30 protein-coding genes are annotated in these 25,406 nt (G+C 63.0%); 12 read left to right on the plus strand and 18 right to left on the minus strand.

The features are described from left to right. The first annotated feature begins 26 nt into the window (after positions 1–26). The 3 genes from AC1D08_RS14035 to AC1D08_RS14045 all read left to right on the plus strand — a co-directional run bounded on the left by AC1D08_RS14035 (position 27) and on the right by AC1D08_RS14045 (position 2,072). Positions 27–932: a bestrophin family protein gene (locus AC1D08_RS14035; RefSeq protein ID WP_457152339.1), complete on the plus strand. Its 906-nt coding sequence runs from the start codon at positions 27–29 to the stop codon at positions 930–932. Positions 933–1,116: 184 nt separating this feature from the next. Continuing rightward, complete coding sequence (locus AC1D08_RS14040; protein ID WP_457152340.1) at positions 1,117–1,527, plus strand: DoxX family protein; 411 nt, start codon at positions 1,117–1,119, stop codon at positions 1,525–1,527. A 17-nt stretch (positions 1,528–1,544) separates the two neighbouring features. Then, a complete protein-coding gene (locus AC1D08_RS14045) occupies positions 1,545–2,072 on the plus strand; it encodes an SRPBCC family protein (RefSeq protein ID WP_457152341.1) in 528 nt (175 codons plus the stop codon). Positions 2,073–2,146: 74 nt separating this feature from the next. Here the strand turns inward: AC1D08_RS14045 and rpsP are convergent, their stop codons facing one another. The 8 genes from rpsP to AC1D08_RS14085 all read right to left on the minus strand — a co-directional run bounded on the left by rpsP (position 2,147) and on the right by AC1D08_RS14085 (position 9,391). Beyond that, entirely contained in the window at positions 2,147–2,548 is a 402-nt protein-coding gene (gene rpsP / locus AC1D08_RS14050; RefSeq protein ID WP_107651942.1) for a 30S ribosomal protein S16, read from the minus strand. A gap of 95 nt (positions 2,549–2,643) precedes the next feature. Beyond that, entirely contained in the window at positions 2,644–2,970 is a 327-nt protein-coding gene (locus AC1D08_RS14055; protein ID WP_477224730.1) for a chorismate mutase, read from the minus strand. A 7-nt stretch (positions 2,971–2,977) separates the two neighbouring features. After that, positions 2,978–4,579, minus strand: a complete 1,602-nt coding sequence (gene ffh / locus AC1D08_RS14060; protein ID WP_457152344.1) for a signal recognition particle protein — start codon at positions 4,577–4,579, stop codon at positions 2,978–2,980. A 264-nt stretch (positions 4,580–4,843) separates the two neighbouring features. After that, entirely contained in the window at positions 4,844–5,104 is a 261-nt protein-coding gene (locus AC1D08_RS14065) for a hypothetical protein (protein ID WP_095083977.1), read from the minus strand. Positions 5,105–5,166: 62 nt separating this feature from the next. Next, positions 5,167–6,117, minus strand: a complete 951-nt coding sequence (locus AC1D08_RS14070; RefSeq protein ID WP_457152345.1) for a CPBP family intramembrane glutamic endopeptidase — start codon at positions 6,115–6,117, stop codon at positions 5,167–5,169. Positions 6,118–6,299: 182 nt separating this feature from the next. Beyond that, positions 6,300–6,896 carry a DUF1236 domain-containing protein gene (locus AC1D08_RS14075; RefSeq protein WP_095083978.1) on the minus strand — a complete coding sequence of 199 codons (597 nt, stop codon included), beginning with the start codon at positions 6,894–6,896 and terminating at the stop codon, positions 6,300–6,302. A 64-nt stretch (positions 6,897–6,960) separates the two neighbouring features. Then, complete coding sequence (locus tag AC1D08_RS14080; RefSeq protein ID WP_457152346.1) at positions 6,961–8,058, minus strand: zinc-binding metallopeptidase family protein; 1,098 nt, start codon at positions 8,056–8,058, stop codon at positions 6,961–6,963. Between the two features lie 85 nt (positions 8,059–8,143). After that, positions 8,144–9,391, minus strand: a complete 1,248-nt coding sequence (locus tag AC1D08_RS14085; RefSeq protein WP_477224727.1) for a flavin monoamine oxidase family protein — start codon at positions 9,389–9,391, stop codon at positions 8,144–8,146. Positions 9,392–9,538: 147 nt separating this feature from the next. Between AC1D08_RS14085 and AC1D08_RS14090 the strand changes: the two genes are divergently transcribed. Together AC1D08_RS14090 and AC1D08_RS14095 are read left to right on the plus strand one after the other, a co-directional pair. Next, complete coding sequence (locus AC1D08_RS14090) at positions 9,539–10,336, plus strand: lytic murein transglycosylase (protein WP_477224726.1); 798 nt, start codon at positions 9,539–9,541, stop codon at positions 10,334–10,336. Between the two features lie 221 nt (positions 10,337–10,557). Continuing rightward, the gene (locus AC1D08_RS14095) at positions 10,558–11,229 is read left to right on the plus strand and encodes a hypothetical protein (protein WP_477224725.1); all 672 of its coding nucleotides are present in this window, start codon (positions 10,558–10,560) and stop codon (positions 11,227–11,229) included. 75 nt (positions 11,230–11,304) lie between these two features. On the opposite strand, the gene AC1D08_RS14100 is transcribed toward AC1D08_RS14095, so the two are convergent. Further along, entirely contained in the window at positions 11,305–12,528 is a 1,224-nt protein-coding gene (locus AC1D08_RS14100) for an argininosuccinate synthase (protein ID WP_477224724.1), read from the minus strand. A gap of 201 nt (positions 12,529–12,729) precedes the next feature. On the opposite strand from AC1D08_RS14100, the gene AC1D08_RS14105 reads away from it, so the two are divergent. Beyond that, positions 12,730–13,371 (plus strand): LysE family translocator, encoded by a 642-nt coding sequence (locus AC1D08_RS14105; RefSeq protein ID WP_457152054.1) that lies wholly within the window; start codon positions 12,730–12,732, stop codon positions 13,369–13,371. Here AC1D08_RS14105 and AC1D08_RS14110 read toward each other — a convergent pair. Genes AC1D08_RS14110 through rlmN form a run of 3 tightly spaced genes read right to left on the minus strand, consistent with a single transcriptional unit; the run spans position 13,343 to position 15,506 of the window. Then, positions 13,343–13,828, minus strand: a complete 486-nt coding sequence (locus AC1D08_RS14110; RefSeq protein ID WP_457152053.1) for a hypothetical protein — start codon at positions 13,826–13,828, stop codon at positions 13,343–13,345. The genes AC1D08_RS14105 and AC1D08_RS14110 overlap by 29 nt on opposite strands. Next, positions 13,825–14,274 carry a hypothetical protein gene (locus AC1D08_RS14115; RefSeq protein ID WP_457152052.1) on the minus strand — a complete coding sequence of 150 codons (450 nt, stop codon included), beginning with the start codon at positions 14,272–14,274 and terminating at the stop codon, positions 13,825–13,827. The genes AC1D08_RS14110 and AC1D08_RS14115 overlap by 4 nt, the downstream gene beginning before the upstream one ends. Further along, entirely contained in the window at positions 14,271–15,506 is a 1,236-nt protein-coding gene (gene rlmN / locus AC1D08_RS14120; RefSeq protein ID WP_477423416.1) for a dual-specificity RNA methyltransferase RlmN, read from the minus strand. Before rlmN ends, AC1D08_RS14115 begins: the two co-directional genes overlap by 4 nt. Positions 15,507–15,777: 271 nt before the next feature. Here rlmN and AC1D08_RS14125 point away from each other — a divergent pair, with 271 nt between their 5' ends. After that, positions 15,778–16,077 (plus strand): hypothetical protein, encoded by a 300-nt coding sequence (locus AC1D08_RS14125; RefSeq protein WP_477224722.1) that lies wholly within the window; start codon positions 15,778–15,780, stop codon positions 16,075–16,077. Positions 16,078–16,187: 110 nt separating this feature from the next. Here AC1D08_RS14125 and AC1D08_RS14130 read toward each other — a convergent pair whose 3' ends face one another. The 3 genes from AC1D08_RS14130 to AC1D08_RS14140 all read right to left on the minus strand — a co-directional run bounded on the left by AC1D08_RS14130 (position 16,188) and on the right by AC1D08_RS14140 (position 17,743). Then, on the minus strand, positions 16,188–16,691 hold the full coding sequence (locus AC1D08_RS14130; RefSeq protein ID WP_457152049.1) for an invasion associated locus B family protein: 504 nt from the start codon (positions 16,689–16,691) through the stop codon (positions 16,188–16,190). 275 nt (positions 16,692–16,966) lie between these two features. Further along, positions 16,967–17,329 (minus strand): YkvA family protein, encoded by a 363-nt coding sequence (locus AC1D08_RS14135; RefSeq protein WP_457152056.1) that lies wholly within the window; start codon positions 17,327–17,329, stop codon positions 16,967–16,969. Between the two features lie 117 nt (positions 17,330–17,446). Next, on the minus strand, positions 17,447–17,743 hold the full coding sequence (locus AC1D08_RS14140; protein ID WP_457152048.1) for a 4a-hydroxytetrahydrobiopterin dehydratase: 297 nt from the start codon (positions 17,741–17,743) through the stop codon (positions 17,447–17,449). Positions 17,744–17,794: 51 nt separating this feature from the next. Between AC1D08_RS14140 and AC1D08_RS14145 the strand changes: the two genes are divergently transcribed. Continuing rightward, the gene (locus tag AC1D08_RS14145) at positions 17,795–18,313 is read left to right on the plus strand and encodes a low molecular weight protein-tyrosine-phosphatase (RefSeq protein WP_457152047.1); all 519 of its coding nucleotides are present in this window, start codon (positions 17,795–17,797) and stop codon (positions 18,311–18,313) included. On the opposite strand, the gene thpR is transcribed toward AC1D08_RS14145, so the two are convergent. Next, a complete protein-coding gene (gene thpR, locus AC1D08_RS14150) occupies positions 18,217–18,813 on the minus strand; it encodes an RNA 2',3'-cyclic phosphodiesterase (protein ID WP_095083984.1) in 597 nt (198 codons plus the stop codon). The genes AC1D08_RS14145 and thpR overlap by 97 nt on opposite strands. Before the next feature lie 125 nt (positions 18,814–18,938). After that, complete coding sequence (locus AC1D08_RS14155) at positions 18,939–19,583, minus strand: arylesterase (RefSeq protein ID WP_457152046.1); 645 nt, start codon at positions 19,581–19,583, stop codon at positions 18,939–18,941. 85 nt (positions 19,584–19,668) lie between these two features. Here AC1D08_RS14155 and AC1D08_RS14160 point away from each other — a divergent pair, with 85 nt between their 5' ends. The 4 genes from AC1D08_RS14160 (at position 19,669) to AC1D08_RS14175 (ending at position 24,656) form a co-directional block, all read left to right on the plus strand. Beyond that, a complete protein-coding gene (locus AC1D08_RS14160; protein WP_457152045.1) occupies positions 19,669–20,364 on the plus strand; it encodes an ABC transporter ATP-binding protein in 696 nt (231 codons plus the stop codon). Beyond that, positions 20,364–22,913 (plus strand): ABC transporter permease, encoded by a 2,550-nt coding sequence (locus AC1D08_RS14165; RefSeq protein ID WP_457152044.1) that lies wholly within the window; start codon positions 20,364–20,366, stop codon positions 22,911–22,913. Before AC1D08_RS14160 ends, AC1D08_RS14165 begins: the two co-directional genes overlap by 1 nt. A gap of 283 nt (positions 22,914–23,196) precedes the next feature. Further along, on the plus strand, positions 23,197–23,976 hold the full coding sequence (locus AC1D08_RS14170; RefSeq protein ID WP_095083988.1) for a Bax inhibitor-1/YccA family protein: 780 nt from the start codon (positions 23,197–23,199) through the stop codon (positions 23,974–23,976). A gap of 110 nt (positions 23,977–24,086) precedes the next feature. Continuing rightward, a complete protein-coding gene (locus tag AC1D08_RS14175; protein ID WP_457152043.1) occupies positions 24,087–24,656 on the plus strand; it encodes a GNAT family N-acetyltransferase in 570 nt (189 codons plus the stop codon). Between the two features lie 4 nt (positions 24,657–24,660). On the opposite strand, the gene AC1D08_RS14180 is transcribed toward AC1D08_RS14175, so the two are convergent. Continuing rightward, a complete protein-coding gene (locus AC1D08_RS14180) occupies positions 24,661–25,047 on the minus strand; it encodes a DUF2794 domain-containing protein (protein ID WP_095084393.1) in 387 nt (128 codons plus the stop codon). Positions 25,048–25,406 lie beyond the last annotated feature (359 nt).

Here is a 25,406-nt window from a genome sequence, read left to right on the forward strand (position 1 = left end):
ATGCCGGTCCGTGAAAAGGTCTTTCGATGATCGTTCGCCCGCGCCCCACCTTCCTGCAGTTGTTCTTCGTCATGCGCGGCTCGGTGGTGCCACGCATCCTGCCGCAGATCCTGGGTTTCGCGCTTTATTCCGCGGTCATCCTCGCCGTGGCGCGCCAGTTCCATCTCGATTTCAGCGTCTTCAACATCACGCCTTTCGGGTTGGTTGGCGTGACGTTGTCGATCTATCTGTCGTTTCGCAACAACGCCGCCTACGACCGCTGGTGGGAGGCGCGCAAATTGTGGGGCACGCTGGTCTTCGAAATCCGCAATCTGGCGCGCGCCACCACCAGTCTCATCGCCGATCCGGCCGAACAGCGCGCGCTGCTGATGGAGGCGCTCGCCTTCTGTCATTTCCTGCGCGGCCAGTTGCGCAAGATCGACAGCATGAAGGACGCCCGCGCCTTCATTGCTACCGAGGCCGACACGGCCGCGAACTTCGCCAACCCGGCGGACGAGATGGTCAGGCGCATGGGCCGGCGCGCCAACGCGCAGCGTCGGGCTGTTCAGCTCGATCCGATCGGGTTCCGCATCCTCGATGAAAGGCTGGCATCGATCACCGCCATCCAGGCGGGCTGCGAGCGCATCGCCGGCACGCCCTTGCCCTTCGCCTATACGCTTTTGGTGCATCGCACGGCCTACATCGTCTGTATGCTTCTGCCCATCGGGCTGATCGCGACCACCGGCTGGGCAACGCCGCTGTTCACGGCGCTGATCGCCTACACCTTCTTCGGCCTCGACGCGCTTTCCGAAGAACTCGAGGATCCGTTCGGCACCGAGGCCAACGACCTCGCCCTCGACGGTCTCTGCCGCGTCTGCGAAATCTCGGTATTCGAAGCGCTGGGCGAAACGCCGCCGAAGATGCTGCCGGCCGAGAAGTTCTATTTTTCTTAGGTGCTCGACACAGGGTTCTGTCGGCCGCCGCGATGTGGAAGCGCGAACGCTGGCGAAGGATCGCAGCAGAACGGCTTTGCTGCCACCGGCGCCAAAAAGAATCCTACCCGTGTCGGATCGCCGACGCATACCGCGTCCTTGGCTTGACCCCAGTGTATAGGGCTCGAAACTTGGAGGAAACACTATGAGCATTTCCGAAACCGCGCCCGTCTCGGCGGGCGCCCTGTGGACCGGCCGCGCACTCAGCGGCGTCATCGTGCTGTTCATGGTCTTCGACGGCGTCATCAAACTGCCGCCGCTCGACATCGTCACGCAGACGATGGTGCCGCTCGGCTGGCCGGCCGACGTCAATGTCGCGCGCATGCTCGGCATCGTCGGTTTGATCTCGACCGCGCTCTACGCCCTGCCGCGCACCTCGGTGCTCGGCGCCATCCTGCTCACCGCCTATATGGGCGGCGCCATCGCCACCAATGTGCGTGTCGACAACCCGCTGTTCTCGCACACGCTGTTCGGCGTCTATCTCGGCGTCATCCTGTGGGGCGGCCTGTACCTGCGCGACCCCCGGGTGCGCGCACTGATCCCGTTCAGCCGATAGATACGAAGGAGAGAGAAATGTTCGGCACCATCCTCATCATCCTGGTCGTCATCATCGCCGCCGTGCTTATCTATGCGGCAACACGGCCAAACGATTTCGTCACCACCCGCACGGCCAGCATCAAGGCCCCGCCGGAAGCGATCTTTCCGCTGATCAATGATTTCAGCCGCTGGCCGACATGGTCGCCTTACGAAAAGCTCGACCCTCAGATGAAGCGCACGCTCTCCGGCCCGACAAGCGGCAAGGGCGCGGCCTATGCCTGGGAAGGCAATGCCAAGGCCGGCAAGGGACGTATGGAGATCACGAATTCGGTGCCGTCCTCGCTGGTGTCGCTCAAGCTCGACTTCGAGAAGCCGTTCAGGGCCAACAACAGTGTCGACTTCACTCTGAAGCCTTCGGGCGACAACACCGCCGTCACCTGGGCGATGCGCGGCAGTCGGCCCTTCATCGCAAAGCTGATGGGCCTGTTCATGAACTTCGACACTTTGATAGGCAAGGATTTCGAGGCCGGCCTCGCCAATCTGAAGCGCCTCGGCGAAAAATAGACTTGGGCGGGCGGCGTTCAAACAAAAACGGCGGGCACAGGCCCGCCGTTTTCGTGAATGCGATACGGCAATACTTATTCGGCGGTGGCGGCTTCCGCCTCGGCCGGCGCAGCTGCAGCGGCCGCGACAGCGGCGGCAGCGTCTTCCTGCGCCTTCTTCAGCAGAGCAGCCCGTTCCTGCGCCTTCTTGCCCGGCTCGGCCTTCTTCGGGTTGGAGCGGGCGTCGCGCTTGGCAAGGCCGGCCTCGTCGAGGAAGCGCAGCACGCGGTCGGTCGGCTGGGCGCCATGCGACAGCCAATGCTTGACGCGGTCGGCGTCGACCTTGACGCGCTCGCCGTCCTTGGGCAGCAGCGGGTTCCACGAGCCGAGCGACTCGATGAAACGGCCATCGCGTGGGGAACGGGCGTCGGCAACGACAACGTGGTAGTAAGGACGCTTCTTCGAGCCCGCACGGGCCAGTCGGATCTTCAAGGGCATTTCTTTTCTCCTAAAAACTCTGATTTCGTTAGTTGGTTTGTGGTTTTCGTTATCCCAAAGCCGCTGCGCAGTTTTGGGCGATATGCACTGGTTTCTCAGCCGGCTTTCGTCACACCGTTGGAAGCGGCGATCTGTTCGTGGTGGCGGATCACTTCGCGGACGACGAAGTTGAGGAATTTCTCCGCGAAATCCGGGTCGAGATGCGCATCCTTAGCTAGCTGGCGAAGGCGGGCGATCTGCTGCTGCTCGCGCGCCGGGTCGGCCGGCGGCAAGCCATGCGTCGCCTTCAGCACGCCTACCGCCTTGGTGCAGCGGAAGCGCTCGGCCAGCATGTGGATGAGGGCGGCATCGATGTTGTCGATCGAGGCGCGATAGTCGGCCAGGATGATGCGTGCGTCAGCCATGTCCTTTTCTTCGTTCATCGCGTCCTCACTTCTTCTTGCCAAGGCCGGGCAGGCCGCCACCGCCCATGCCGGGAAGCCCCGGAAGCTTCATGCCGCCGGGCAGACCAGGCAGGCCACCGCCGCCGGGAAGACCGCCGGGCAGGCCCTTCATGCCGCCGAGGCCGGCCGCCTGTGCCTGCTTCTGCAAGGCTTCGAGCTGCTTGGGATCCATCTTCGACAGGTCGGGCATGCCGCCGCCCATGCCGCCCATGCCCGGCATCATGCCGCCGAGGCCCATCTTGGAGGCAAGGCCGCCCATCATGCCGCGCATCAGGCCGCCGCCTTTGCCCTTGCCGCCCATAGCCTTCATCATGTCGGCCATGCCGCGATGCATTTTTAGGAGCTTGTTGATCTCGGCGGCGTCGGTGCCGGAACCGGCGGCGATGCGCTTCTTGCGCGAGTGCTTGAGGATATCGGGGTTGGCGCGCTCGGCCTTGGTCATCGACGAGATGATGGCGAGCTGGCGGCCGAACATCTTGTCGTCGAGACCGGCAGCGGCCATCTGGTCCTTCATCTTGCCCATGCCGGGCATCATGCCCATGATGCCACCCATGCCGCCCATCTTCGACATCTGCTGAAGCTGGCCGGCGAGGTCGTTCAGGTCGAACTTGCCCGACTGCATCTTCTTGGCCATCGCCGCCGCCTGCTCAGCGTCGATGTTCTCGGCTGCTTTTTCGACAAGCGAAACAATGTCGCCCATGCCGAGAATGCGGTCGGCGATGCGCTTGGGGTGGAATTCCTCCAGCCCGTCCATCTTTTCGCCGGTGCCGATCAGCTTGATCGGCTTGCCGGTGACGGCGCGCATGGAAAGGGCAGCACCGCCACGGCCGTCGCCGTCCATGCGGGTCAGCACCAGGCCGGTGATGCCGACGCGTTCGTCGAAGCTCTTGGCCAGATTGACGGCGTCCTGGCCGGTCAGCGAGTCGGCGACCAGCAGGATTTCGTGCGGGCTCGACACCTTCTTGATGTCGGCCATCTCGACCATCAGCGGCTCGTCAATATGGGTGCGGCCGGCGGTGTCGAGAATGACGATGTCGTGGCCGCCGAGCTTGGCCGCCTGGACGGCACGCCGCGCGATGTCGACCGGCGACTGGCCATCGATGATCGGAAGCGTCGCCACCTTCACCTGCTCGCCGAGCTGGCGCAGCTGCTCCTGCGCGGCCGGGCGGCGCGTGTCGAGCGAGGCCATCAGAACCTTCTTGTTCTGACGCTCGGAAAGGCGCTTGGCGATCTTGGCCGAAGTGGTCGTCTTGCCGGAGCCCTGCAGGCCGACCATCATGATGACGACCGGGGCCGGCGCGTTGAGGTCGATGGCGACGCCCTCGGCGCCGAGCATCTCGACCAGCTCGTCATGGACGATCTTGACGACCATCTGGCCAGGCTTGATCGACTTGACCACGGCGGCGCCGACGGCCTTCTCGCGCACCTTGTCGGTGAAGGAGCGCACCACTTCCAGCGCCACGTCGGCTTCGAGCAACGCACGGCGCACTTCACGCAGCGCGGCCGAGACATCAGCCTCCGACAGCGCGCCGCGGCCGGTCAGGCCGTTCAGGATGGAGCCAAGGCGCTCCTGAAGCGATTCAAACATCTTGCGTCCTTTGATCCCGGTTCATTCGACCCGAGAGGTAATGCGTTCGCGCCAGGTCGCCAAGCAAAAGCCAAAACCAAAAAGCACCCGGGGGCGCTCAGCGCTGCCGGGTGTTGGCCTCCAGGATCGATTTACAGCGCTTCACCTCAAAGAGGCTTCGGCGTCCTGGTCGGCTTGCTCGGAGGGATACTCGTCGCGGAATTCGTGGGGTGTAGACAGGAAATCGGTGGCAGAGTCAAGACAAGGGCCGTGCCGGTAGGGGTCTCAGTGCAAAATGTGACGCGATTGGACATGGCTCAGCAGCGAATTGACATAGGGCTCCATCTCCAGCCTTCGCGCAGTGGACAAGACGCTTGCCCAGATATCTTTCGGGTCGTGGCCGGATGCAATCATGCCCGGCGCATTATGAAACGCGTCCGCAAGCATACGGGCCTTTTCCAGCTTATCGGTCGCGCGAATTTCGATGAGAACAAGGTGCAAAATCCTCAGGATAGTTTCGCTGGTGACGGGCCGAGGATCAATCAATTGAAGTAGCTTCCTTTTTTGCAAGGGCTCGCGCGTTCCGGGCTTTGGTGCAACGGCGTCTATCAGCTCGCCTTCGGGAGCTCGGCGGCTACCCTCAGCGGCGAGCGTGGATGCAGCAGCAACGCAACCGTCAGCATGCTGCAGGCGATGCCGATCAGGGCAATGAGAATTGCATCCGACACCATCCAGCCCGGCCCTTCGAGCGGCTTGGCGCTGAACAAGGCGAAGGAATTGTAACTCTGCTGGTGTGAGATCAGCAGGAATCCGCTCAGATTGTTGCCGAGATGGGCGCCGAACGCAGCCCCGAGATTGCCGGTCGCATAGACCACAAGCGTCAAAAGCAGCGCGAAAGCGGCGACCGAAGCCAGCACGCAGGCGTTGATGGCGGCCGACGAGTTATTGCTCCAATGCAGCGAGGTGAACAGCAGGGCCGGCAGCAACCCCCAGATGAACGGGCTCTTGAACCGGCTTGCGAGACCGCGCAGCAGATAGCCGCGAAACAGCACCTCTTCCGAAGATGTCTGCAGCAAGGTGAGCGCGACGATCGGGATCATGAACAGCAGCCAGGACGACAGGCTGATCGGGCCGCGCGCAATCTCGGGCTGCAGCAGATAAAGCAGGATTTCGGACAGAAACGAGGTGATCAGCACCGCGATCAGCCCCTTGAGGAAGCCCGAACGCGAAACACGACGGCTGACGCTGAAGAGCGCCGACAGCTTCTCGCCATGAACCCAGCGCATGGCGATCCACAGGCCGATCCAGATGCCGGCAAAAGAGGTGAGCGCGGTGAGAATGCCGATCGGCGAGGCGAGGAAGTCCTGCATCGCTCCATCGGCTGACGGAGCCGCAGATGCCTGCCAGGTGAAGAACAGATAGGCGCCGCCGAACAGCACGGCCACGGTCGTTGCGGCCCAGAACAGGATGACGATCGCCGTTCCCACGAACAGGCGCGGCAAGGTCGTCCTGGCATTCGGCGAATGCCGGTAGCGTTCGAAGGCGGCAGGGTCGATCACGCGAATTCCTTGGGCAAGTGCTTCGGGGGCAAGTGCTTCAGGTCGCACGATCTAGGAGATCGCCGTCTCGCGCGCAATCATATCTGCCTCGCGGACTTCGACGGTTCGCACGCACCGATCCGACGTGGCGACACGCCATAAGGCGACCGCCGCTGCACTTCGCAGCGGTCACCCCGTTAACGTCAACGCACCACGTACATGATGCGCCGTGTCGACGGATCGACCAGTGCCGGCTGGCCGTTCACATAGACATAGCGATAGCTGTAGTCCGGAATTTCGCGCAGCTCGACCGTGTCGGGCAAGGTCGCGCCGGTCACCACCTCGCCATCTAGATAGACGGGGTCGAGGCGATGCGCGCCGACATAGGTTCTGACCTCGGTCGGAGGCGGGGGAAAGGCATCGTTGAGCGGATCGCTGGCGATGATCGCTCCGGTGTAGTCGGTCGAGTAGCCCTCCGGCGGCGAGACGATCGCGACTCTGGAGCCGTGCGGCCGCTGCGTCAGCACCACCCGGCTGCCGCCGAAATCAGCCGTCACATAGTCGGAATAGACCCAGCCCTGACCGCCGGCTTCGGCGATGGTGCACCACTTGCTGTTTTCGATGCAGCCATTGAGTGTCGCCGACTGGCCGGCGGCGAGCACGCCAATCACCGGATATTGCGGACCGGGGCCGGCGCGCACGTTAAGATCGGTGACGGCGGATACAGCGGTGTCGGCAAACGCGGCGCCCGACATGATCGTCAGCATTCCAGCGACTGCGGGAAACAATACGGATCTCATGGTTTTCTCTCCGTTTTCATGGTCCCTCGCCAGCGAAAACGGGGCAGTGGCGCATGCGTTCCAGCTAAAACGCCTGCGCCAACTCACGATTTGTTCCGGCTTCCCTTGGCAAATCAGTCAGAAGTTCGTGAACGAAGGCCAATTTCCGCGCCGTGACATCTGAAATGACGAAGGGGTAGAGGTCGGGCAGGCCCATGCAGCGGTTGATCGAATTGGAGGCTTCCGACAGCACCAGCCAGCGGGCGAGGATCTTTTCAAAAGGGTCAGGTGCTGCGGCAGGCTCCGAGGGCGCCGCCTGCAATCCACCGCCGGTGTCGCCTTGCGGCAAGTCGTTGGCCTCCACGGTCTCAAGCCGGCCGAGCGGGAAGTTCAGCGCATGGACCATTTCCAGCGTGTCGGTGATGTGCAGGTGGTGGGCCCAGGTTTCCGCCCAGTCCTCCCACGGATGCGAAGTGGCATAGGCCGAGATGTGGCTCTGCTGCCAGTCGGGTGGCGCGCCGCTCGCATAATAGGTCTTCAGCGCCTGTTCGTAATCGGCGCGTTCGTCGCCGAACAGCGCGCGAAAAGCCTCCAGCCTCTGGGGATCGTCGCGGATCAGGCGATCCCAGTAGTAATGGCCGAGTTCGTGGCGGAAATGGCCAAGCAAGGTGCGATAGATCTCGCCCATCTCGATGCGCCGCCTTTCGCGCTCGGCCGAGTCGGCTTCGGCGACGTTGAGCGTGATCAGGCCATTGTCGTGGCCGGTCAGGATGCGCTCGCCGCCGGGACCGCCGCCGATCGGATCGGCTAGCAAGTCGAAGGCAAGGCCGACCTCGTCGGCAGGGTTCTGCTTGGGCGCGACCGGCAGTCCGACCGCGAGCAGCGAATAGATGGCACGCTTCTTCGCCGCCTCGACGCGGATCCAGCGGCGGCGATTGCCGTCGACCGACAGATCCGGGATCAGCTGGTTCAGCACGCAGGCGCGGCAAAAAGCCTGTCCCGGCTCGGCCATCCAGTTGCAGGCGCATTCATCCGCATTGGTGCACTGGAAGATGCCGTCGACACCCGACAGCGCAAAACGCGCATGCTCGGGATCGTAGAGCACGAAGCTCGAGCAGTTCAGGCACTGGGCGTTCTCGAAATAGAGGCGGTGGCCGCAATGCGGGCAGTCGAAGAGTTTCATGTTGGTGTCAAACCTTCAGAGCCAGCATATAGGTGCACGGCGGCCCGTGCCCAACGCGAACCGCCGGTCGGTGTTCCGATCGAGGCTATTTTGCCGCAAGCTGGGCGGCGACCTGTCTTGCCACCGCTTCGCCCGACAGCCTTGCCCCACCGCAGGTCTGGATGAGCGGACCGGCGAGGTGCTCGCCGGCGAAGAAGATTTTTTCTGCCACCGGCTGCATCAGCGTCGCACGGGCCAGCGACCGGCCGGGTCGGGCGGCAGCGTATGCGCCGCGAACGAAGCGCTCGCCGCCCCAATTGGTCATCATGGCGCGCGCCACGTGCTTGCGGGTGTCGCTGCCGAAAATGCCGCACAGCCGGTCGACGACGAAGTCGATGCCCGCAGCCTCGCCCGCTGCCGACATCTCCCATGCGAAGTCGCCGCCGACGAAACCGACCATCAGGTCGAGGTCGAAGGGGAAACACAGGAAATAGATGTCGTGCCGGGCCATGCGCTCGATCAAAAGGTCGTCGAAGGGCTGCAGGCCAAGCCTCGTGCCCCGGATCTCGACCGGCAATTTGGTCAGCATGCCCATCGGCAGGTCGAAGAAGGCGCCAAAATGCGTGTCGGGAAGTGCCGGCGTGAATTCGATCTCCTCAAAGGCGAGCACCGAAGGCGAGGCCGTGACGATGACCGCTTTGGCGCGGATGGTGCCTCGATCGGTGACGCAGGCGACATCAGGTCCGTCCCAGAGAATCCTGCGTACCGGCGTCGACAATTCGACCGGCAGGTCGGCGCCGAAACGGGCGACCAGCGCACCAAAACCTTCCTTGCTGAAATAGTTGGGGTCGAGATCGGCGGCTGCCTGAAAGTCGAGGATCGAAATCTCGTCCTCGTCGGCGCCGAAATCCATCGGTCCGGCGAAGGTTGCGGCGGCGCGCGGCGCGTGGCCCTTGGCGAGCAGCGCCGAAAGCCTATCGTCGGCGCCCTGCTTCACCTCATGCTTGGCCAGCAATTCGAACAGCCGCGCGTCGGCCGCCTTCATCTCGGCTTCCTCGGCCTCGCTTGCCTTGCGCTTGCGATAATAGAGATGGTCGACATTCATGTCGTGGTGATGCAGCGTCCAGCCGGCCGCCTGGGCTTCTGGAAAATAGGGGTTGCGGTCAGCGGCGTGCAGCCAGGCGCAGCCGATGTCGAAGGGGATGCCGAAATGCTGGTCGCTGGTCCATGCGCGGCCGCCGATGCGGCCCATCGCTTCGAGCAGCTTGAAGGAGAGGCCGGCTGCCTGCAAGGTCCTGGCCGCGGCCAGACCCGCCGAGCCGGCGCCGATGATCACGACATCAACGTCTTCCATGGCTATTTCGCCCCCGCCACAATATTCACTTGATCGTAGGCAAATTCCCCGGCATTCGCCAGCACTGCAGCAGAGACAGTGACAAGTGCGGGTTTCGCTGGCAAATTCGCAAGCGGGACGTGATTCAGGCAATCAGGAGAGAAAAGCATGGCATTACTTGCCAAGGGTAGGATTTTTGTGACCGCGGTGGTGGCGGTGCTTGCGCTGGCGACGGGCGCGCAGGCGGCGGCCAGCTGTGGCAAGACTGGCGCCGGCTTCGAAGCCTGGAAGCCGGAGTTCGCCGCGGAGGCCAGGGCCGAAGGTGTGGGTCCCAAGGGTCTGGCCGCTCTGGCCGGCGCGACCTACGCAACAAAGACCATCTCCGTCGACCGCGGCATTCACAAGGCTTTCAGCGGCTCAGTGGAAGATTTCATGAAGCGCCGTGGCGGCGCTGCGATCATTTCCAAAGGCCGTGCGCTGAAGAAGTCGAACGCGGCGCTGTTCGACAAAATCGAAAGCAACTATGGCGTGTCGCCAGGCGTGCTGCTCGCCATCTGGGGAATGGAGACTGGCTTCGGTTCGGCGATGGGCAACCAGAATACGGTCTCTGCAATTTTGACGCTGGCCTATGATTGCCGCCGCCCGGAATTCTTTTACCCACATGCCATTGCGGCCTTGAAGCTGGTTGATCGCGGTGCGTTGACCTCCTCGTCGGTCGGCGCTGCGCATGGCGAGATCGGCCACACGCAGTTCCTGCCCGGAAATGTCTTGAAGTACGGCGTCGGCAGCGGAAACCTGCGCGACAAGGCCACTGCATTGGCTTCCACCGCCAACTTCCTCAAGGGCCATGGCTGGCGGGCCGGTGCGAGCGCGGAGTCGAATATCGGCGCCATTGCCGGCTGGAATTCCGCCAGCGTCTATCAACAGGCCATCGCCCGCATCGCCACGGCGATCGATGGCGATTGAAGAGACGTCTCTGTAAAAGATCTCCGTATTGCAGAAGGCCCGGCCATGCGCCGGGCTTTTCTATTGATGCTGACGTGTTGGCGTCGACCGCAACTTTCCTGCGCGGCCACGGCTGGAGCGCCGATGCCGGTGCCGGTTACGGTCTGGGTGAGACCGAGCTATGACTGAATGAGCAGGCTTTCGCATCAAAGCCAGGGAATGGGAAGAATCGGGGGCGCAAGATGTCGAGGGTCGTTCAGAAGGTCGGCCAGCGCGGCAGCTTGAAATGGATCCAGCGCGCGGTGAATAGAACTCCACGCGCGCTCAGCGAGCCCCTTGGTGAATTTGTTGCTACTGCAGCGTCGACGGTTTGGCTGTCACCGATAGCGAATGATGACTACGCAGAATATCGTGATCGCGATTTTCTTGATCTGGTCGGTGTTGGTGAGTTGTCCGGTCGTCTCTCGGAGTATTGGCCCCAACGCGGACCCCAGTGGGACGCGCTTGGCAGGACGAGTGCGGGAGATATTCTGCTGGTCGAGGCGAAGGCGCATATTGCCGAGTTGTGTTCGCCAGCCTCATCGGCCGGTCCGAGATCGCGCATGGTCATCGAGAAAGCGCTGGCTCAGACTATCGAATATCTCGGAGCAAGACCGCGCGCGCCATGGGTCGATGTATTTTATCAATTGGCAAACCGGCTTTCCCATTTGCACTTCCTTCGTCGCGAGGGGTGCAAAGCTTGGCTCGTGCTGGCGAATTTCGTCGGAGACCGGGATATCGGAGGACCCGAAACAAAAGCGGAGTGGGAGGCCGCGTACAAGGTCGTCCACCATATCATGGGACTTTCCGAACGACACGCTCTCAGTCGCTATGTGGTCCACATCTATCCGCATGTGTCGGACTTGGATATTTAGCCGGCAGATTATGACTCGCGTCGAGGTAGCAGTCCAAAACCGGCCAAAGCCGGGTTTGGACATGCCATATGATGGTCAACTCTTGCGGCTGCGTGCTGCCAGCGTGCGCAGCCTCAGTGCATTCAGGCGGATGAAGCCGGCGGCGTCCTTCTGGTCGTAGGCGCCGCGGTCGTCCTCGAAGGTGACCAGTGCATCGGAATAAAGCGTCTTCTTCGACTTGCGGCCGGTGACCATGACGTTGCCCTTGTAGAGCTTGAGGCGCACCGTGCCCTCGACGTCTTCCTGGCTCTTGTCGATCATCGCCTGCAACATCAGCCGTTCGGGCGCGAACCAGAAGCCGTTGTAGATCAGCTCGGCGTAGCGCGACATGAACTCGTCCTTCAGGTGCGCGGCACCACGGTCGAGCGTGATCGATTCGATGGCGCGGTGGGCCGATATCAGGATGGTGCCGCCGGGCGTCTCGTAGACGCCGCGCGACTTCATGCCGACGAAGCGGTTCTCGACCAGGTCGAGCCGGCCGATGCCGTTGTCGCGGCCGAGATCATTGAGCGCTGCCAGCATGGTGGCCGGCGACAGCTTCTTGCCGTTGAGCGAGATCGGGTCGCCCTTGAGGAATTCGATCTCGATCTCGGTGACCTTGTCCGGCGCATCCATTGGCGAAACGGTACGCTGGTGGACGAATTCCGGCGGCTCGCTCCACGGGTCTTCCAGCACCTTGCCCTCAGAGGACGAATGCAGAAGGTTGGCGTCGACCGAGAACGGCGCGTCGCCCTTCTTGTCCTTCGGCACCGGTATCTGGTGCTGCTCGGCGAAATTGATCAGGTCGGTGCGCGACTTGAACGACCAGTCGCGCCATGGCGCGATGACCTTGATGTCGGGGTTCAGCGCGTAAGCCGAAAGCTCGAAGCGAACCTGGTCGTTGCCCTTGCCGGTGGCGCCATGCGCAATCGCGTCGGCGCCGGTCTCCCTGGCGATCTCGACCAGATGCTTGGAGATCAGCGGCCGGGCGATCGAGGTGCCGAGCAGGTAGGTGCCTTCATAGACGGCGTTGGCGCGGAACATCGGGAAGACGAAATCGGAGACGAACTCCTCGCGCACGTCGACGACGCGGATGTCCTTGATGCCCATCATCTCGGCCTTGCGGCGAGCCGGCTCGAGTTCGCCGCCCTGGCCGAGATCGGCGGTGAAGGTGACGACTTCGGCGCCGAGTTCGGTCTGCAGCCATTTCAGGATGATCGATGTGTCGAGGCCGCCGGAATAGGCGAGCACGACTTTCTTGACGTCTTTTGCTTTTGACATTTGGCGGTTCCGCGATCACGAGTTCTCGGCGGGCGAGGTATCACGCCGTTTCCGGGCTGCGCAAGAGATGAACGCCGCGGACCGTTGGGTCAAACGGGATACGACCCGGGGCGCTGGATCAGCCTTTCAGCAGTCCAGTTGCTGGCAGCGATGGTTCGTATCCATTATAGGCTTGCCTGTTCCCGAGCCAAAGGGCCGTCCATGTCGTTCATTCCAGACACCGCCACGCTGATCCAGTTCGCCATCGCCACCGTGATCCTGGCGATCACGCCCGGACCGGACATGACCTTGTTCGTCTCGCGCACGCTGAGCCAGGGCCGCGCTACCGGTTTTGCCTCGATGGCGGGCGCGCTGTGCGGCACGCTGATCCACACCACGCTGGTTGTGGTCGGTGTCTCGGCGCTGATCGTCGCCTCGCCGATGGCCTTCTTCGTGCTGAAGATCTTTGGCGCCGGCTATCTGGTCTTCCTCGCCTGGCAGGCGATCACCCGGGGCTCGGCATTTTCGCCGGAAAAGAAGACGGGGCCTCAGATTTCGCTGTTGCGCAGCTGGGCCGCGGGGCTCGGCGTCAATCTGCTCAACCCGAAGATCATCCTGTTCTTCATGACCTTCCTGCCGCAGTTCGTCTCCGCGCATGATCCGAATGCGCCGGGAAAGCTGTTTTTCCTCGGCGCGATGTTTATCGTGCTGTCGATACCGGTGACCGCGCCGATGGTGCTGGCGGCGGAAAAATTCTCGGCGGCGATGAAGGCCAGCCCGCGCGTCACCCGGGTGGTCGACTATCTCTTTGCCGGCGTGTTTTCCGCCTTCGCTCTCAAGATCCTGACGGCCCAGGCGAAGTAGGCGCCTTCTCATCCTTCAACCACCAGCTTCCGGCCCAGCGCCCGGCGCTGAGCCAGTAGAAGATGCCGCCGACCATGCCGCCGCCGACCACTGCCATGATGGCGCTGGTCTCCCTGACCGCGAAAGCCGAGTCACGAGCATTGTCGACCAGGCCGAGGAAAACGGCCGCGACCACCGCGCCCGCCAGCGCATAGAACAACCAGTCGCGCCGACCAAGGATCTCGGCAAGCAGGATGACGATCGCCGCCGGCATGAAGGCGAAATAGGCGACGAACAGGGCGACGAACGGAATTGAGAAATACAGCGAGGCGGTTGCCGTCGGGTGCGCGTGCTCCGGCATGTAGCCGAGCGAAGCCAGGAACAGGATGTTGAGGAAGGCGCTCGCCGCCAGCGACGCCACCGCATAGCCGAACAGGATGACGGCGAAACGGACGAGGTAAGCAATGAGGCGGCTCATCCCGGATCCCGGCGTGTGAGGTGACCGGACTTACGCCCGGCCAGAAGCCAGTAGACCGAACCGGCAGCAATGCCGGCAGTGGCCAGAAAACCGAGATAGCCCGGATTGAAAACAAAGCTTCCGGCCGAGCGCGGGATGGAAACACCAAAGGCGGTGGAGGTCACCGCACCCGTGGCTGCAAAATAGAACCATCCTCGAAGCGACAGCCGTTCGGCGACGAGGATCGCCGGGCCGACAATCAGCAGCGCGCCGACCATCACGGTCAACACGGCGAGCGGGAAGGAGCCCAGCCAGTCGAATGCGAAAATGATCGACCAGTTGCCGTCTTCTATCCCTTCCAGAAGAGCAATCAGCAGCACCGGCACCAGGATCGAGGTCAGCACTCCGGCAAAATAGCCGACTGCTATCGTGGCGAAGCGTTTCAGCCAGGCTAAGCGGCGGCTCACGCCTCGCCGTGCCCCGCAATCATCATTGCTTCCAGGGCCAGCCGGTCGACCTTGCGCATGCGCTCGGAGTCGGACTTCAGCTGGCCGCAGGCGGCCAGAATGTCGCGGCCGCGCGGCGTGCGGATCGGCGAGGCATAGCCGGCATTGTTGATGTAGTCGGCGAATTTCTCGATCGTCTCCCAGTCCGAGCACTGGTAGTTGGTGCCCGGCCACGGGTTGAACGGGATCAAATTGATCTTGGCCGGAATGCCCTTGAGCAGCTTGATCAGGCCCTTGGCGTCCTCGATGGAATCGTTGACGTCCTTCAGCATCACATATTCGAAGGTGATGCGCTTGGCGTTGGATAGGCCGGGATAGGCGCGGCAGGCGGCGATCAGCTCCTTCAGCGGGTACTTCTTGTTGATCGGCACCAACAGGTCGCGCAAATCGTCGTTGGTGGCGTGCAGCGAAATCGCCAGCATGACGCCGATCTCCTCGCCGGTGCGCAAGATTTCCGGCACGACGCCCGAGGTCGAGAGCGTGATGCGGCGCTTCGACAAGGACAGGCCGTCGCCATCGGAGGCGATCAGCAGCGCCTTCTTCACAGCCTCGAAATTATAGAGCGGCTCGCCCATGCCCATCATGACGATGTTGGACACTTTGCGGCCCTCGGCCGGCACGATGGCGCCGTCCGGTGTATCACGATCGGGAAAGTCGCCGAGCCGGTCGCGGGCAGTGAGCAACTGTGCGAGGATCTCCTCCGCCGTCAGATTGCGCACCAGCTTCTGCGTGCCGGTATGGCAGAACGAGCAGGTCAGCGTGCAACCGACCTGCGAGGAGATGCAGAGCGTGCCGCGGCCTTCCTCTGGGATATAGACGGTTTCGATCTCGACTGGCCGGCCGGCGCCGCGCGGCGGAAAGCGGAACAGCCATTTGCGGGTGCCGTCGGAGGAAATCTGCTCCTCGACGATCTCCGGCCTGGCAACCGTAAAATGCTTGTCGAGTTCGGCGCGCAAATCCTTGGAGATGTTGAACATGCCGGCAAAGTCGGAAACGCCGCGCACATACATCCAATGCCAGAGCTGCTGGGCGCGCATCTTCGCCTGGCGCTCCGGCACGGCGCCGGACGCCACCAGGGCCTCGCCGAGCTCGGCCCGCGTCAGGCCGATCAGCGATTGCTTTTCCGGCTGTGCGGCGCGGGCGCGCAATGCGTCACGGGCGCCATCGGCGGTGAGATCGAATGAAAGGGTCATGGTTGCACTGATATAAGCGGTTTGCGGCCGATTTCACTTATCGGACCGGACATGAAGCGCGGCGCATAGCACAGGTTGGGGGCGGAGTCATGCGGGGAGAATGGAACCCGATGCGCGCTGGCTGACAGCCCGTTGCGATCATCCAGCGACCTTGCCCCATCTTCCAGCTGCAAAAGAACCGATCACATGGTCGTGTTTGCGTAACGTTTCCCATCGCGCCTTCGAATTCCGAAAGGGGCAACCATGCCCCTACAAAATGGGAGTATGCAGAATGAACTCTATCAAGCTTGCCGTTATTGCCGGCCTCGTCGGCCTAACCGCCTCGCAGGCACTTGCCGAAGACGCGATGGGCACGATGACCATGATGAAGGGTGGAGAAGTAATGGCGATCATGCCGGACGGGCATATGGGCACCATGATGCCGGATGCAAAGATGGGCGCCGAGATGATGAAGATGGCAAAGCCAATCAAGCACTGCATGATGATGATGACCGACGCCAAGGGCAAAGCCTTCATGATCGATACGTCGACCAAGAAGGCTCAGGCCGAATGTGAAAAAATGGCCATGTAAGACTGAACCGTCGGCACACAGGCCGGCCCGAAAATGCAAAAGGCCGGGCTCTGCGGCCCGGCCTTTCATGCAAAACAACGCTTTGGCAAATCGAAGCTTCGCCTATTTGCCTATTTGCATTTGGCGATCGAGGACAGCGCCGCCGAAATACCCTTCAGCGAGAAGACATAGGAGGTTGGATTGCCGCGGCCGGACTTCGCCGTCACCTTCATGTCGGTGCCGGTCTTCATGGCGGCGATCAGCACCGGTTCCTCGGCGGCGTTCTCGACCCAGGCCGACTTGCCCCGCGTGAACATCGAGAACGACTTCTTGTCGATGGTGACGGTGGCCTTGGAGCCTTCCTGGAAGGTGTAGCCGGCGATGAATTGCGGCTCGTAGGACACTTGCTGGCCGGGCCGCTGGCTGACGAAGAAGAACATGTCGCCATGGTCGAGCGTCGGCGGTTGCTTGTCGGTCGGCACGGTCAGGACATAGCAGACCTTGCCGCCCGATGCCTGGTAGCTGTAGGTGCCCCACGCATTGTGCTGACCGATCTTGGTCGCCGACTGCGCCAGTGCCGGCGCTGCCACGGCCACCAGGACCAGGCTCGAAACTGTAGCAATCAATCCGCGCATCGTTTTTCCCGTATTCCAAAGGTGCGGCGGCAGGCCGGCTTGGCGTCCTGCCCGTCGCTTCATTTTGATTTAATCTGGGTTACCAAACGGTGAATTTCCTTTGAGAAAAGGACCCGCACCCGAGGAAACCGCCGCCATTCCCGCGCCGCCGCCTTGCGAGCGGGTGGCGCGACGTCCCTTTCGCGACTTGGAGGCCACGAAAGCGGCAAGAGTTTGACTTTTTGCTTTGCCGTCAAACGCAGGCTCCAAAGGCGTTTGCGCGGGCGCCGGCCTGCTCAGCCCTTGTCGGCGATGGCGTCCTTGGCAGCCTGCCGGTGCGCCGGCGTGATGTGGGCGCTGACAGCAGTGATCGCGGCGGTGAGCACGGCGATGTCGTCGGTGAAGCCAAGCCCGAGGACGAAGTCGGGGATGACGTCCACCGGCAGCACGAAATAGCCGAGCGCGGCGAGCAGAATGCCCTTGGCGCGCAGCGGCGTGTTCTTGTCCATGGCGCAGTAATAGGCGGCCACGACCTCTTCCATGAAGGGGATCTGCCGCGCGGCCTTTTTCGCCGTGCGCCAGAATTTCTCGCGCACCTCGTTCTCGTCGCCGAGCTTGCCGCTGAAGCCGAAGAAGTCAAAACCGGATTGTTGCGCCATCAATTTCTCCTTGCGAGCGTCCATGCGCATTCCAGCGCATGCCCCGCGAGCGAAAATGTGGTGAAACCCGACCCGGGCTGCAAGATGCCGGCGCCGATTTGGCAAACCGCTGCGCGTTCAGCCACCGAAAAAGCGGTTCATCTTCTTCGCCAGATCGATATCGAGCGCCGTCACGCCACCGGCATCGTGGGTGTTCAGCGTCACGTCGACGGTCTTGTAGACATTCGACCAGTCGGGATGATGGTCCATCTTCTCGGCGGCCAGTGCTACGCGGGTCATGAAGGCGAAAGCTTCGGAGAAATTCGCGAAGGTGAACGTGCGCTTGATCGAGGCGCCATCGGCGGCCAGCGCCCAGCCGTCGAGACCGGTCAACGCCGCTTCAGCGGCTTCCCGGCCCAGTTTCTCTCTCGTCATGTCAGCTTCCCATGCTATTTCGACTGAAGTCGTCACCATAGCGTTGGATCGATGAGCGCGAAGCCCATAAATTCCATTCTTTTCGTCTGTCTCGGCAACATCTGCCGATCGCCGCTGGCTGAGGGCGTTGTTCGCGCCATGCTGGCGGAGCGCGGATGGGGCGGACAAATGCTGCTCGATTCAGCCGCAACCAGCGGCTGGGAGGTCGGCTCGCCTCCCGATCCACGCTCGATCGCGGTTGCTGTGCGTCACGGCATCGACATTTCCCGGCAGAGGGCGCGCAAGGTCACGCCGGAGGATTTTCATCGCTTCGACCTGATCCTCGGCATGGACCGGTCGAATGTTCGCGACCTGAAAGCCTTGGCGCCGGCAGCCATGCACGACCGGGTGCACCTGTTCCTGGAGTTCGCCAAGGGCAATGCGCGCGACGTGCCGGACCCCTATAATGACGGGGCGGAAGCCTTCGCCTTGGTCTACCGCATGATCCGCGAGGCGTCGGAGGCGCTGGCGACAAGGCTGGAAGCACGGGCGTCCTTGCCCGACAGCGGCCAGGCTTCCTCGACGATGTAGGGGCCGCCGCCGACCGAATCGCGCGATGACATAAGCACGAAACGGCCGATGCGAAACGGCAGTGTCGAGAAATTGCCGCGTGCTGAGAGATACTGGGCAACGTCGAGCGGGGTCGAATTGCGCAAGCGCGCCAGCGTCACGTGCGGCATGAACTTGCGCGGATCGGCGGGAATACCGAGCCGCTGGCAGATGCGGTCGATCTCGCCCTGAAGGGCGGCAAGATCGGGCGAGGCGGAGGCACCCGCCCACACCGCGTGCGGCTTCTTCTGGCCGAAAGCGCCGACGCCGGACAGGGTCAGCGGGAAGGAGGGGCGGTGGACGCGGTCGAGTGCGTTGGCGATCTCGTCGGCGACATGACCCGGTACATCGCCGATGAAGCGCAGCGTCAGATGATAGTTTTCGACGTCGATCCAACGGGCCCCGGGCAGGCCGCCCCGCAGCAGGGACAGCGAAAGGGCGGCGTCACGCGGTATTTCGAGGGCGGTGAAAAGACGCGGCATGAAGAGCCTCCCTTCCTCGAATCGAATATTAGCCCTAGCGAATCATCGAAAATCAAACGGAGCAAGAGGTTTGTTGGTCACAGGCTTTGTTAAAAGTTTCCCCAACGGAAGCAATTAGTCCGATTTCACGAACCTCCCATCGCCGCCGCGATCGCCTTTTCGACCGTCGGCAAGATGCGTTCGACCATCTGGTCAACGCCCTGAGGGCTCGGATGCAGGCCGTCCTCGAGTTGCATGCCGGGCTGACCGGCGACGCCGTCGAGAAAGAACGGGTAGAGCGCAACGTCGTATTTCTTGGCAAGGTCGGGAAAGATGGCGTCGAAGGCGTTCTGGTAGTCGGCGCCGAGATTGGGCGCGGCGCGCATGCCGGCCAGCAGCACGGCAATCCTGCGGTCCTTGAGCTTGCCCATCATCTCATCCAGGTTCTTTCTGGCGATGTCGGGCGAGACGCCGCGCAGCATGTCGTTGGCGCCGAGTTCGAGAATGACCAGCTGCGTGCCGTCGGGCACGGACCAGTCAAGCCGAGCCAGGCCGCCGCTCGTCGTGTCGCCGGAGACGCCAGCATTGGCGACCGTCACGTCGTGACCCTCGGCGCGAAGGGCGGCCTGCAGTTTTTCGGTAAAACCCTGGTCCGGCCCAAGGCCAAAGCCTGCCATCAGGCTGTCACCGAAGCCGACGATCTTGAACGGCTCCGCACGCGCCGACGAACTGGCGCCGCAAAAGGCGGAGAAAACGATGAAGCCTGCGGCAATCAGGCGTTTGAAAGACATGCGGCAGGCCCCATATGACCAAGGAATTCTTCCGACGGCATCCGGCAAGCAGAGCCTTCATCCCTTGATATAGGACGCTTTCATTTTGACAGAAGCCGTCATCGCGCTGAAAGACGTATCGCTGACACTTGGCGAAGGGGCGTCGTCCGTGCATGTGCTGAAGGGTGTCAGCCTGGATGTGGCGGCTGGCGAGGCGACCGGCATCGTCGGCCCTTCGGGCTCGGGCAAGTCGACATTGCTGATGGTTCTGGCAGGCCTGGAAAGGGTCGATTCGGGTACGGTCCGAATCGCTGGCGAACTGCTCAATGGCAAAACCGAGGATCAGATAGCTTCGTTTCGTGGCCGTAACATTGGCATCGTATTCCAGTCCTTTCATCTCATTCCCAACATGACGGCGCTCGAAAATGTCGCGGTGCCGCTGGAACTCGCCGGCCATGCCGATCCGTTTTCTGTCGCGGCGCGCGAACTTGCGGCCGTGGGCCTAAGCGATCGCGTCACCCACTATCCCGGCGAATTGTCGGGCGGCGAGCAGCAACGCGTGGCGATCGCCCGGGCGCTGGCGCCGTCGCCGCGCATTCTCATTGCCGACGAGCCGACTGGCAACCTCGACCAGGCGACGGGGCGGCAGGTCGCCGACCTCTTGTTTGCCAAGGCGGCCGAGCGCGGCATGACGCTGGTGCTGGTCACCCACGATCCGGCATTGGCGGCACGCTGCTCGCGCCAGGTTTCGATGCGGTCGGGCCGGATCGAGGCGCCGGCGCCCGTCAAGGTGACGGCTTGATGCCGTTGTCGCGGACGCTGAAGCTTGCGGTCCGCTTCTCGCTGCGCGAAATGCGCGGCGGTTTGTCCGGCTTCCTGATCTTCCTTGCCTGCATCGCGCTCGGCGTCGCGGCCATCGGCGGCGTCAACTCGGTGGCGCGTTCGATCACCGCCGGTGTCGCCAATCAGGGCCAGACGCTGCTCGGCGGCGATCTCCGCTTCCAGATCAACCAGCGCGACGCCAGCCAGGCCGAGCGTGGCTTCCTTGACGGGCTGGGGGTCGTTTCGCGCACCGCCAGCATGCGTTCGATGGCGCGTCTTGCCGACGGAACCGACCAGGCGCTGGTCGAGGCCAAGGCGGTCGACCACGCCTATCCGCTCTATGGCGCGCTGGAGACCGAGCCGGCGCTGTCGAAGCAGGAACTGTTCGGCGAAGAGTTCGGCGTTTTCGGCGCTGCCGCACCCGATCTGCTGTTCGAACGGCTGCATCTGCAGATCGGCGACCGGCTGAAGCTCGGCACCGCGACCTTCGAACTGCGCGCCAGGCTGGTCACCGAACCGGATGCGGTGTCCGACGGTTTCGGCTTTGCGCCGCGACTGATGATCTCGACCGACGGGCTGGCGGCCACTGGGCTGATCCAGCCAGGCAGCCTGGTCGAGAACGCCTACAAGATCCGGCTGCCCGCCGATGCCGATGAGGCGCGGCTCAAGGCCATCCAGGATCAGGCGGCTAAGGATTTTCCGCAGGCCGGCTGGTCGATCCGCACGCGCAGCAATGCGGCGCCGGCGCTGTCGTCCAACATCGAACGCTTCTCGCAATTCCTGACGCTGGTCGGGCTGACGGCGCTGGTGGTCGGCGGTGTCGGCGTCGCCAATGCGGTGCGCGCCTATCTTGACGGCAAGCGCGGTGTCATCGCCACCTTCAAGAGCCTGGGCGCTTCGGGCGGCTTCGTCTTTGCCGTCTATCTGGTGCAGATTCTGATCATCGCCGCCCTGGGCATCGTGCTTGGCCTCGTGCTCGGGGCGCTGATGCCGTTCGCGGCCGGTGCCGCCCTCCATCAGGTCATTCCGGTGCCGGCGGAAGGCGGCTTTTATCCCGGCGCGCTCGGCATGGCGGCGCTGTTCGGCCTTTTGGTGACGCTGGCCTTCGCGCTGCTGCCGCTCGGCCGCGCCCGCGATGTGCCGGCGACCGCGCTGTTTCGCGAGATGGGGCTCGAAGGCCGCGGCTTTCCGCGCCCTGCCTATGTTGCGGCGGCCGTCGGTATCGCGCTGCTGCTGGCGGCGCTGGCCATCCTATTTTCAGGCGACCGCCGCATCGCCTCGATCTTCGTCGGCGCCACCATCTTCGCTTTCCTGGTGCTGCGCCTGGTCGGCGCACTGGTGCAGTGGGCGGCCAGGAAGAGCCCACGTGTGCGCTTCGTGGCGCTGCGGCTCGCCGTCGGCAACATCCACCGACCCGGCGCCTTGACGCCATCGGTGGTGCTGTCGCTGGGGCTCGGCCTGACGCTGCTGGTGACGCTGGCGCTGATCGACGGCAATCTCAGGCAACAAATATCGAGCAGCCTGCCGGAGCGGGCGCCGAACTTCTTCTTCGTCGACATCCAGAGCAGCGATGTCGATGCGTTTTCCACGCTGATCGGCAAGCAGGCGCCACAGGGGACGCTGGCCAAAGTGCCGATGCTGCGCGGCCGGGTGATGGCGCTCAACGGCGTCGATGTCGACAAGGTCACGGTGCCGGCGGAAGGCGCCTGGGTGCTGAAAGGCGATCGCGGCCTGACCTATGACGCCAGCCAGCCGGACAACACGACGCTGACCGAGGGCAGCTGGTGGCCGGACAATTATGCCGGCGAGCCGCTGGTCTCGTTCTCTGCCGTGGAGGGCAAGGAGATCGGGCTGAAGCTTGGGGATACGATCACCGTCAATGTGCTCGGCCGCAACGTGACGGCGAAGATCGCCAATTTTCGTCAGGTCGAATGGGAGACGATGGGCATCAATTTCGTCATGGTGTTCTCGCCCAACACATTCGCAGGGGCGCCGCATGGCTGGATGGCGACGCTGACCGAAAAGACCGCCTCGACGGCCGACGACGCGCGGATCCTCAATGCCGTCACCCGCGCCTTCCCGGCGGTGACGACAGTCCGGGTCAAGGATGCGCTCGACGTCGTCAACCGGCTGGTCGGGCAGCTCGGCACGGCGATCCGGGCTGCCGCCGGCGTGGCGCTGATCGCCTCGGTGCTGGTGCTTGCCGGTGCGCTTGCCGCCGGCAACCGGGCGCGCATCCATGACGCGGTGGTGCTGAAGACACTGGGCGCCACACGCACGACCCTGATTGCCGCCTTCTCGCTCGAATACATGCTGATCGGGCTTGCCACCGCGATCTTCGCCCTGGCGGCAGGTGGTGCGGCCGCCTGGTTCGTCGTCGCACGCATCATGACCTTGCCTTCGCATTTCATGCCCGAGGTGGCGGTGGCGACCATTGTGTTTTCGCTTGTCATCACGGTCGGCATCGGTCTCGCCGGCACCTGGCGGGTGCTCGGCCACAAGGCCGCGCCGGTGCTGCGCAACCTCTGACTATTCACCTACCGCAAGTCCGACGCAAAACCGCTGCACGCTTTGGAATTGCTCTGAATTCCGCCCGCCGGGACCGAGATTTGGTTAAATCGGAGTAATGTTGGGCCGCCAAAGGCCGGAAAACCGCATCGTGGATGCCTCACGAAGCATTACACCCGGTTACGGTCTTGTTCTTGACGCGAATTACCATCATATTTCGCCACAGGCATGCTGGAGCCCCGCCAGCGGCGCCTGGGTCCGGTGGACCTGACACCCGACGGGGCAGAAGCAATAGAGGACTCCCATGGCTGAACCCATTCGCAACTATCAGACGCGCGCCGTGCCCGGCGCCGGCGTTGATGCAGGCATCGATCAGGGCCTGCGCGCCTATATGATCAAGGTCTACAATCTGATGGGGCTTGGCCTCCTCATCACCGGTCTTGCCGCCGTCGGCACGATCATGCTGGCCACCACCACCGATCCGGCTTCGGCTGTCGCAACGCTGCCAAGCGGCGAGATGCTGACCTCGTTCGGCTACGCGATCTTCGGTTCGCCGCTGCGCTGGGTGGTGATGCTGGCGCCGCTGGCCGCCGTGCTGTTCCTGTCGTTCCGCGTCCAGTCGATGAGCGTTTCGGCGGCGCAGACGACGTTCTGGGTCTATGCCGGCCTCGTCGGCCTGTCGCTGTCGTCGATCTTCCTGGTCTACACCACGGCCAGCATTTCGCAGACCTTCTTCGCCACCGCCGCGGCCTTCGGTGCGCTGTCGCTCTACGGCTACACCACCAAGCGCGACCTGACCGCCTTCGGCTCGTTCCTGATCATGGGCGTGTTCGGCATCATCATAGCGTCGGTGATCAACATCTTCCTGCACTCGTCGGCACTTTCCTTCGCCGTCTCGGCGCTTGGCGTGCTGATCTTCTCGGGCCTGACCGCCTATGACACGCAGAAGATCAAGGAGATGTATTTCGAGGGCGACGCTTCGGATGTCGCCGGCCGCAAGGCCATCATGGGCGCGCTGACGCTCTACCTCGACTTCATCAACCTGTTCATGTTCCTGCTGCAGTTCATGGGCGACCGCCGCTAGTAGCAGCGACGCTTGGACCATTGAGTTCCAAAGGGCGGCCTAATGGGCCGCCCTTTTCTTTTGTGTCGGGTTTTGCTGTTATTGCGGCAGAATAACGGCGTGCATAAATAATGAGCAGTATCATCATGCGGCCCGCAACGGCGGCTGACCTCGACCGGATCACGGAAATCTATGCCGACGCGGTCAGCCAGGGCACGGCGAGTTATGAGCTGGAGCCGCCCAGCCGCGCCGAGATGGGCGAGCGATTCGACACTTTGATGGCTGGCGGCTTTCCCTATCTGGTGGCGGAAAAGGACGGCGCCGTGCTCGGCTATGCCTATGCCGGCGCTTTCCGGCCGCGCCCGGCCTACCGCTTCATCGTCGAGGATTCGGTCTATGTGGCGCCCGAGGCCAAGGGCCAGGGAGTCGGGCTGTTGCTCATGCAAAGCCTGATCGGGTCCTGCCGGGCGGCGGGCTTCCGTCAGGTCATCGCGGTGATCGGCGACGGGCGGCCGGAGAGCGCCTCGGTGCGGCTCCACGAAAAGCTCGGCTTTCGCCATTCGGGATGCCTCGAAGGCTCCGGCTACAAGCACGGGCGCTGGCTGGACACGGTGTTCATGCAGCTCCCGCTGAACGGCGGGGCGCTCGCTCCACCCGATCCCGATTCGCTGCCGGAGCGAAAATTCCGCCAGCAAAAATAAGTGGTTAGGCCTCGACGAGCTTCAGCTTGCTGTCGAAGATGCCAAGCACGCGGCCGAGCTCCTGGCCGCGCTTGAGGATGCGGCCGCCGGCGGCAATGACGGCAAAGGCGCCCTGCTTGCGTGCCAGTTTCGGGTCCTTGACGATCTGGAACAGCGGCACTTCGCTGGTGCGGCGGAACACGGAAAACACCGCCCTGTCGGTGAGATGATCGATGGCGTAGTCGCGCCATTCGTTGGCGGCGACCATGCGGCCGTAGAGCCTCAGGATCTGGTCCAGTTCACGCCGGTCGAACCGCACCGGCTGATCGAGGCGCTCAGGTCGCGCCTCGTGCAGCGGGATCAATATTGCGGATGCGTCAACATCCCCCGTCCCGCCGCTGTCGTCAGTCATGCCTCGATCCTTCAAAATGAATCTTTGCCAACCAAAGTTGGCGCGTTCGCAGCTGAATTGCAAGACCCGGCGAAGCAGGGCGGAGGCGCGCTGTTTCTGCAACGTCCAGTCACTTTTATGAAACGCCTTGTTGGAATTGGTGATGCTTCGCCATATTCTCGCCATTTTTTATCCGCGCTCCTGCCCCAATGTCCGACGAGTTTACCCGCGTTGCCTGAGACGGTTCGGTCCGGCACCGGCTCGTAAACCCCAAGCCCCCCGCCCACGGGTCTGCGTCGGATCGAACCAACCTCGGTCTTTCTTCGGAAGGATCGGGTGCGACGATCCCAAAACCTAAATGACCGACGTCAGAAGCAAGC

The organism is Mesorhizobium sp. P2_E6 (assembly GCF_056403835.1).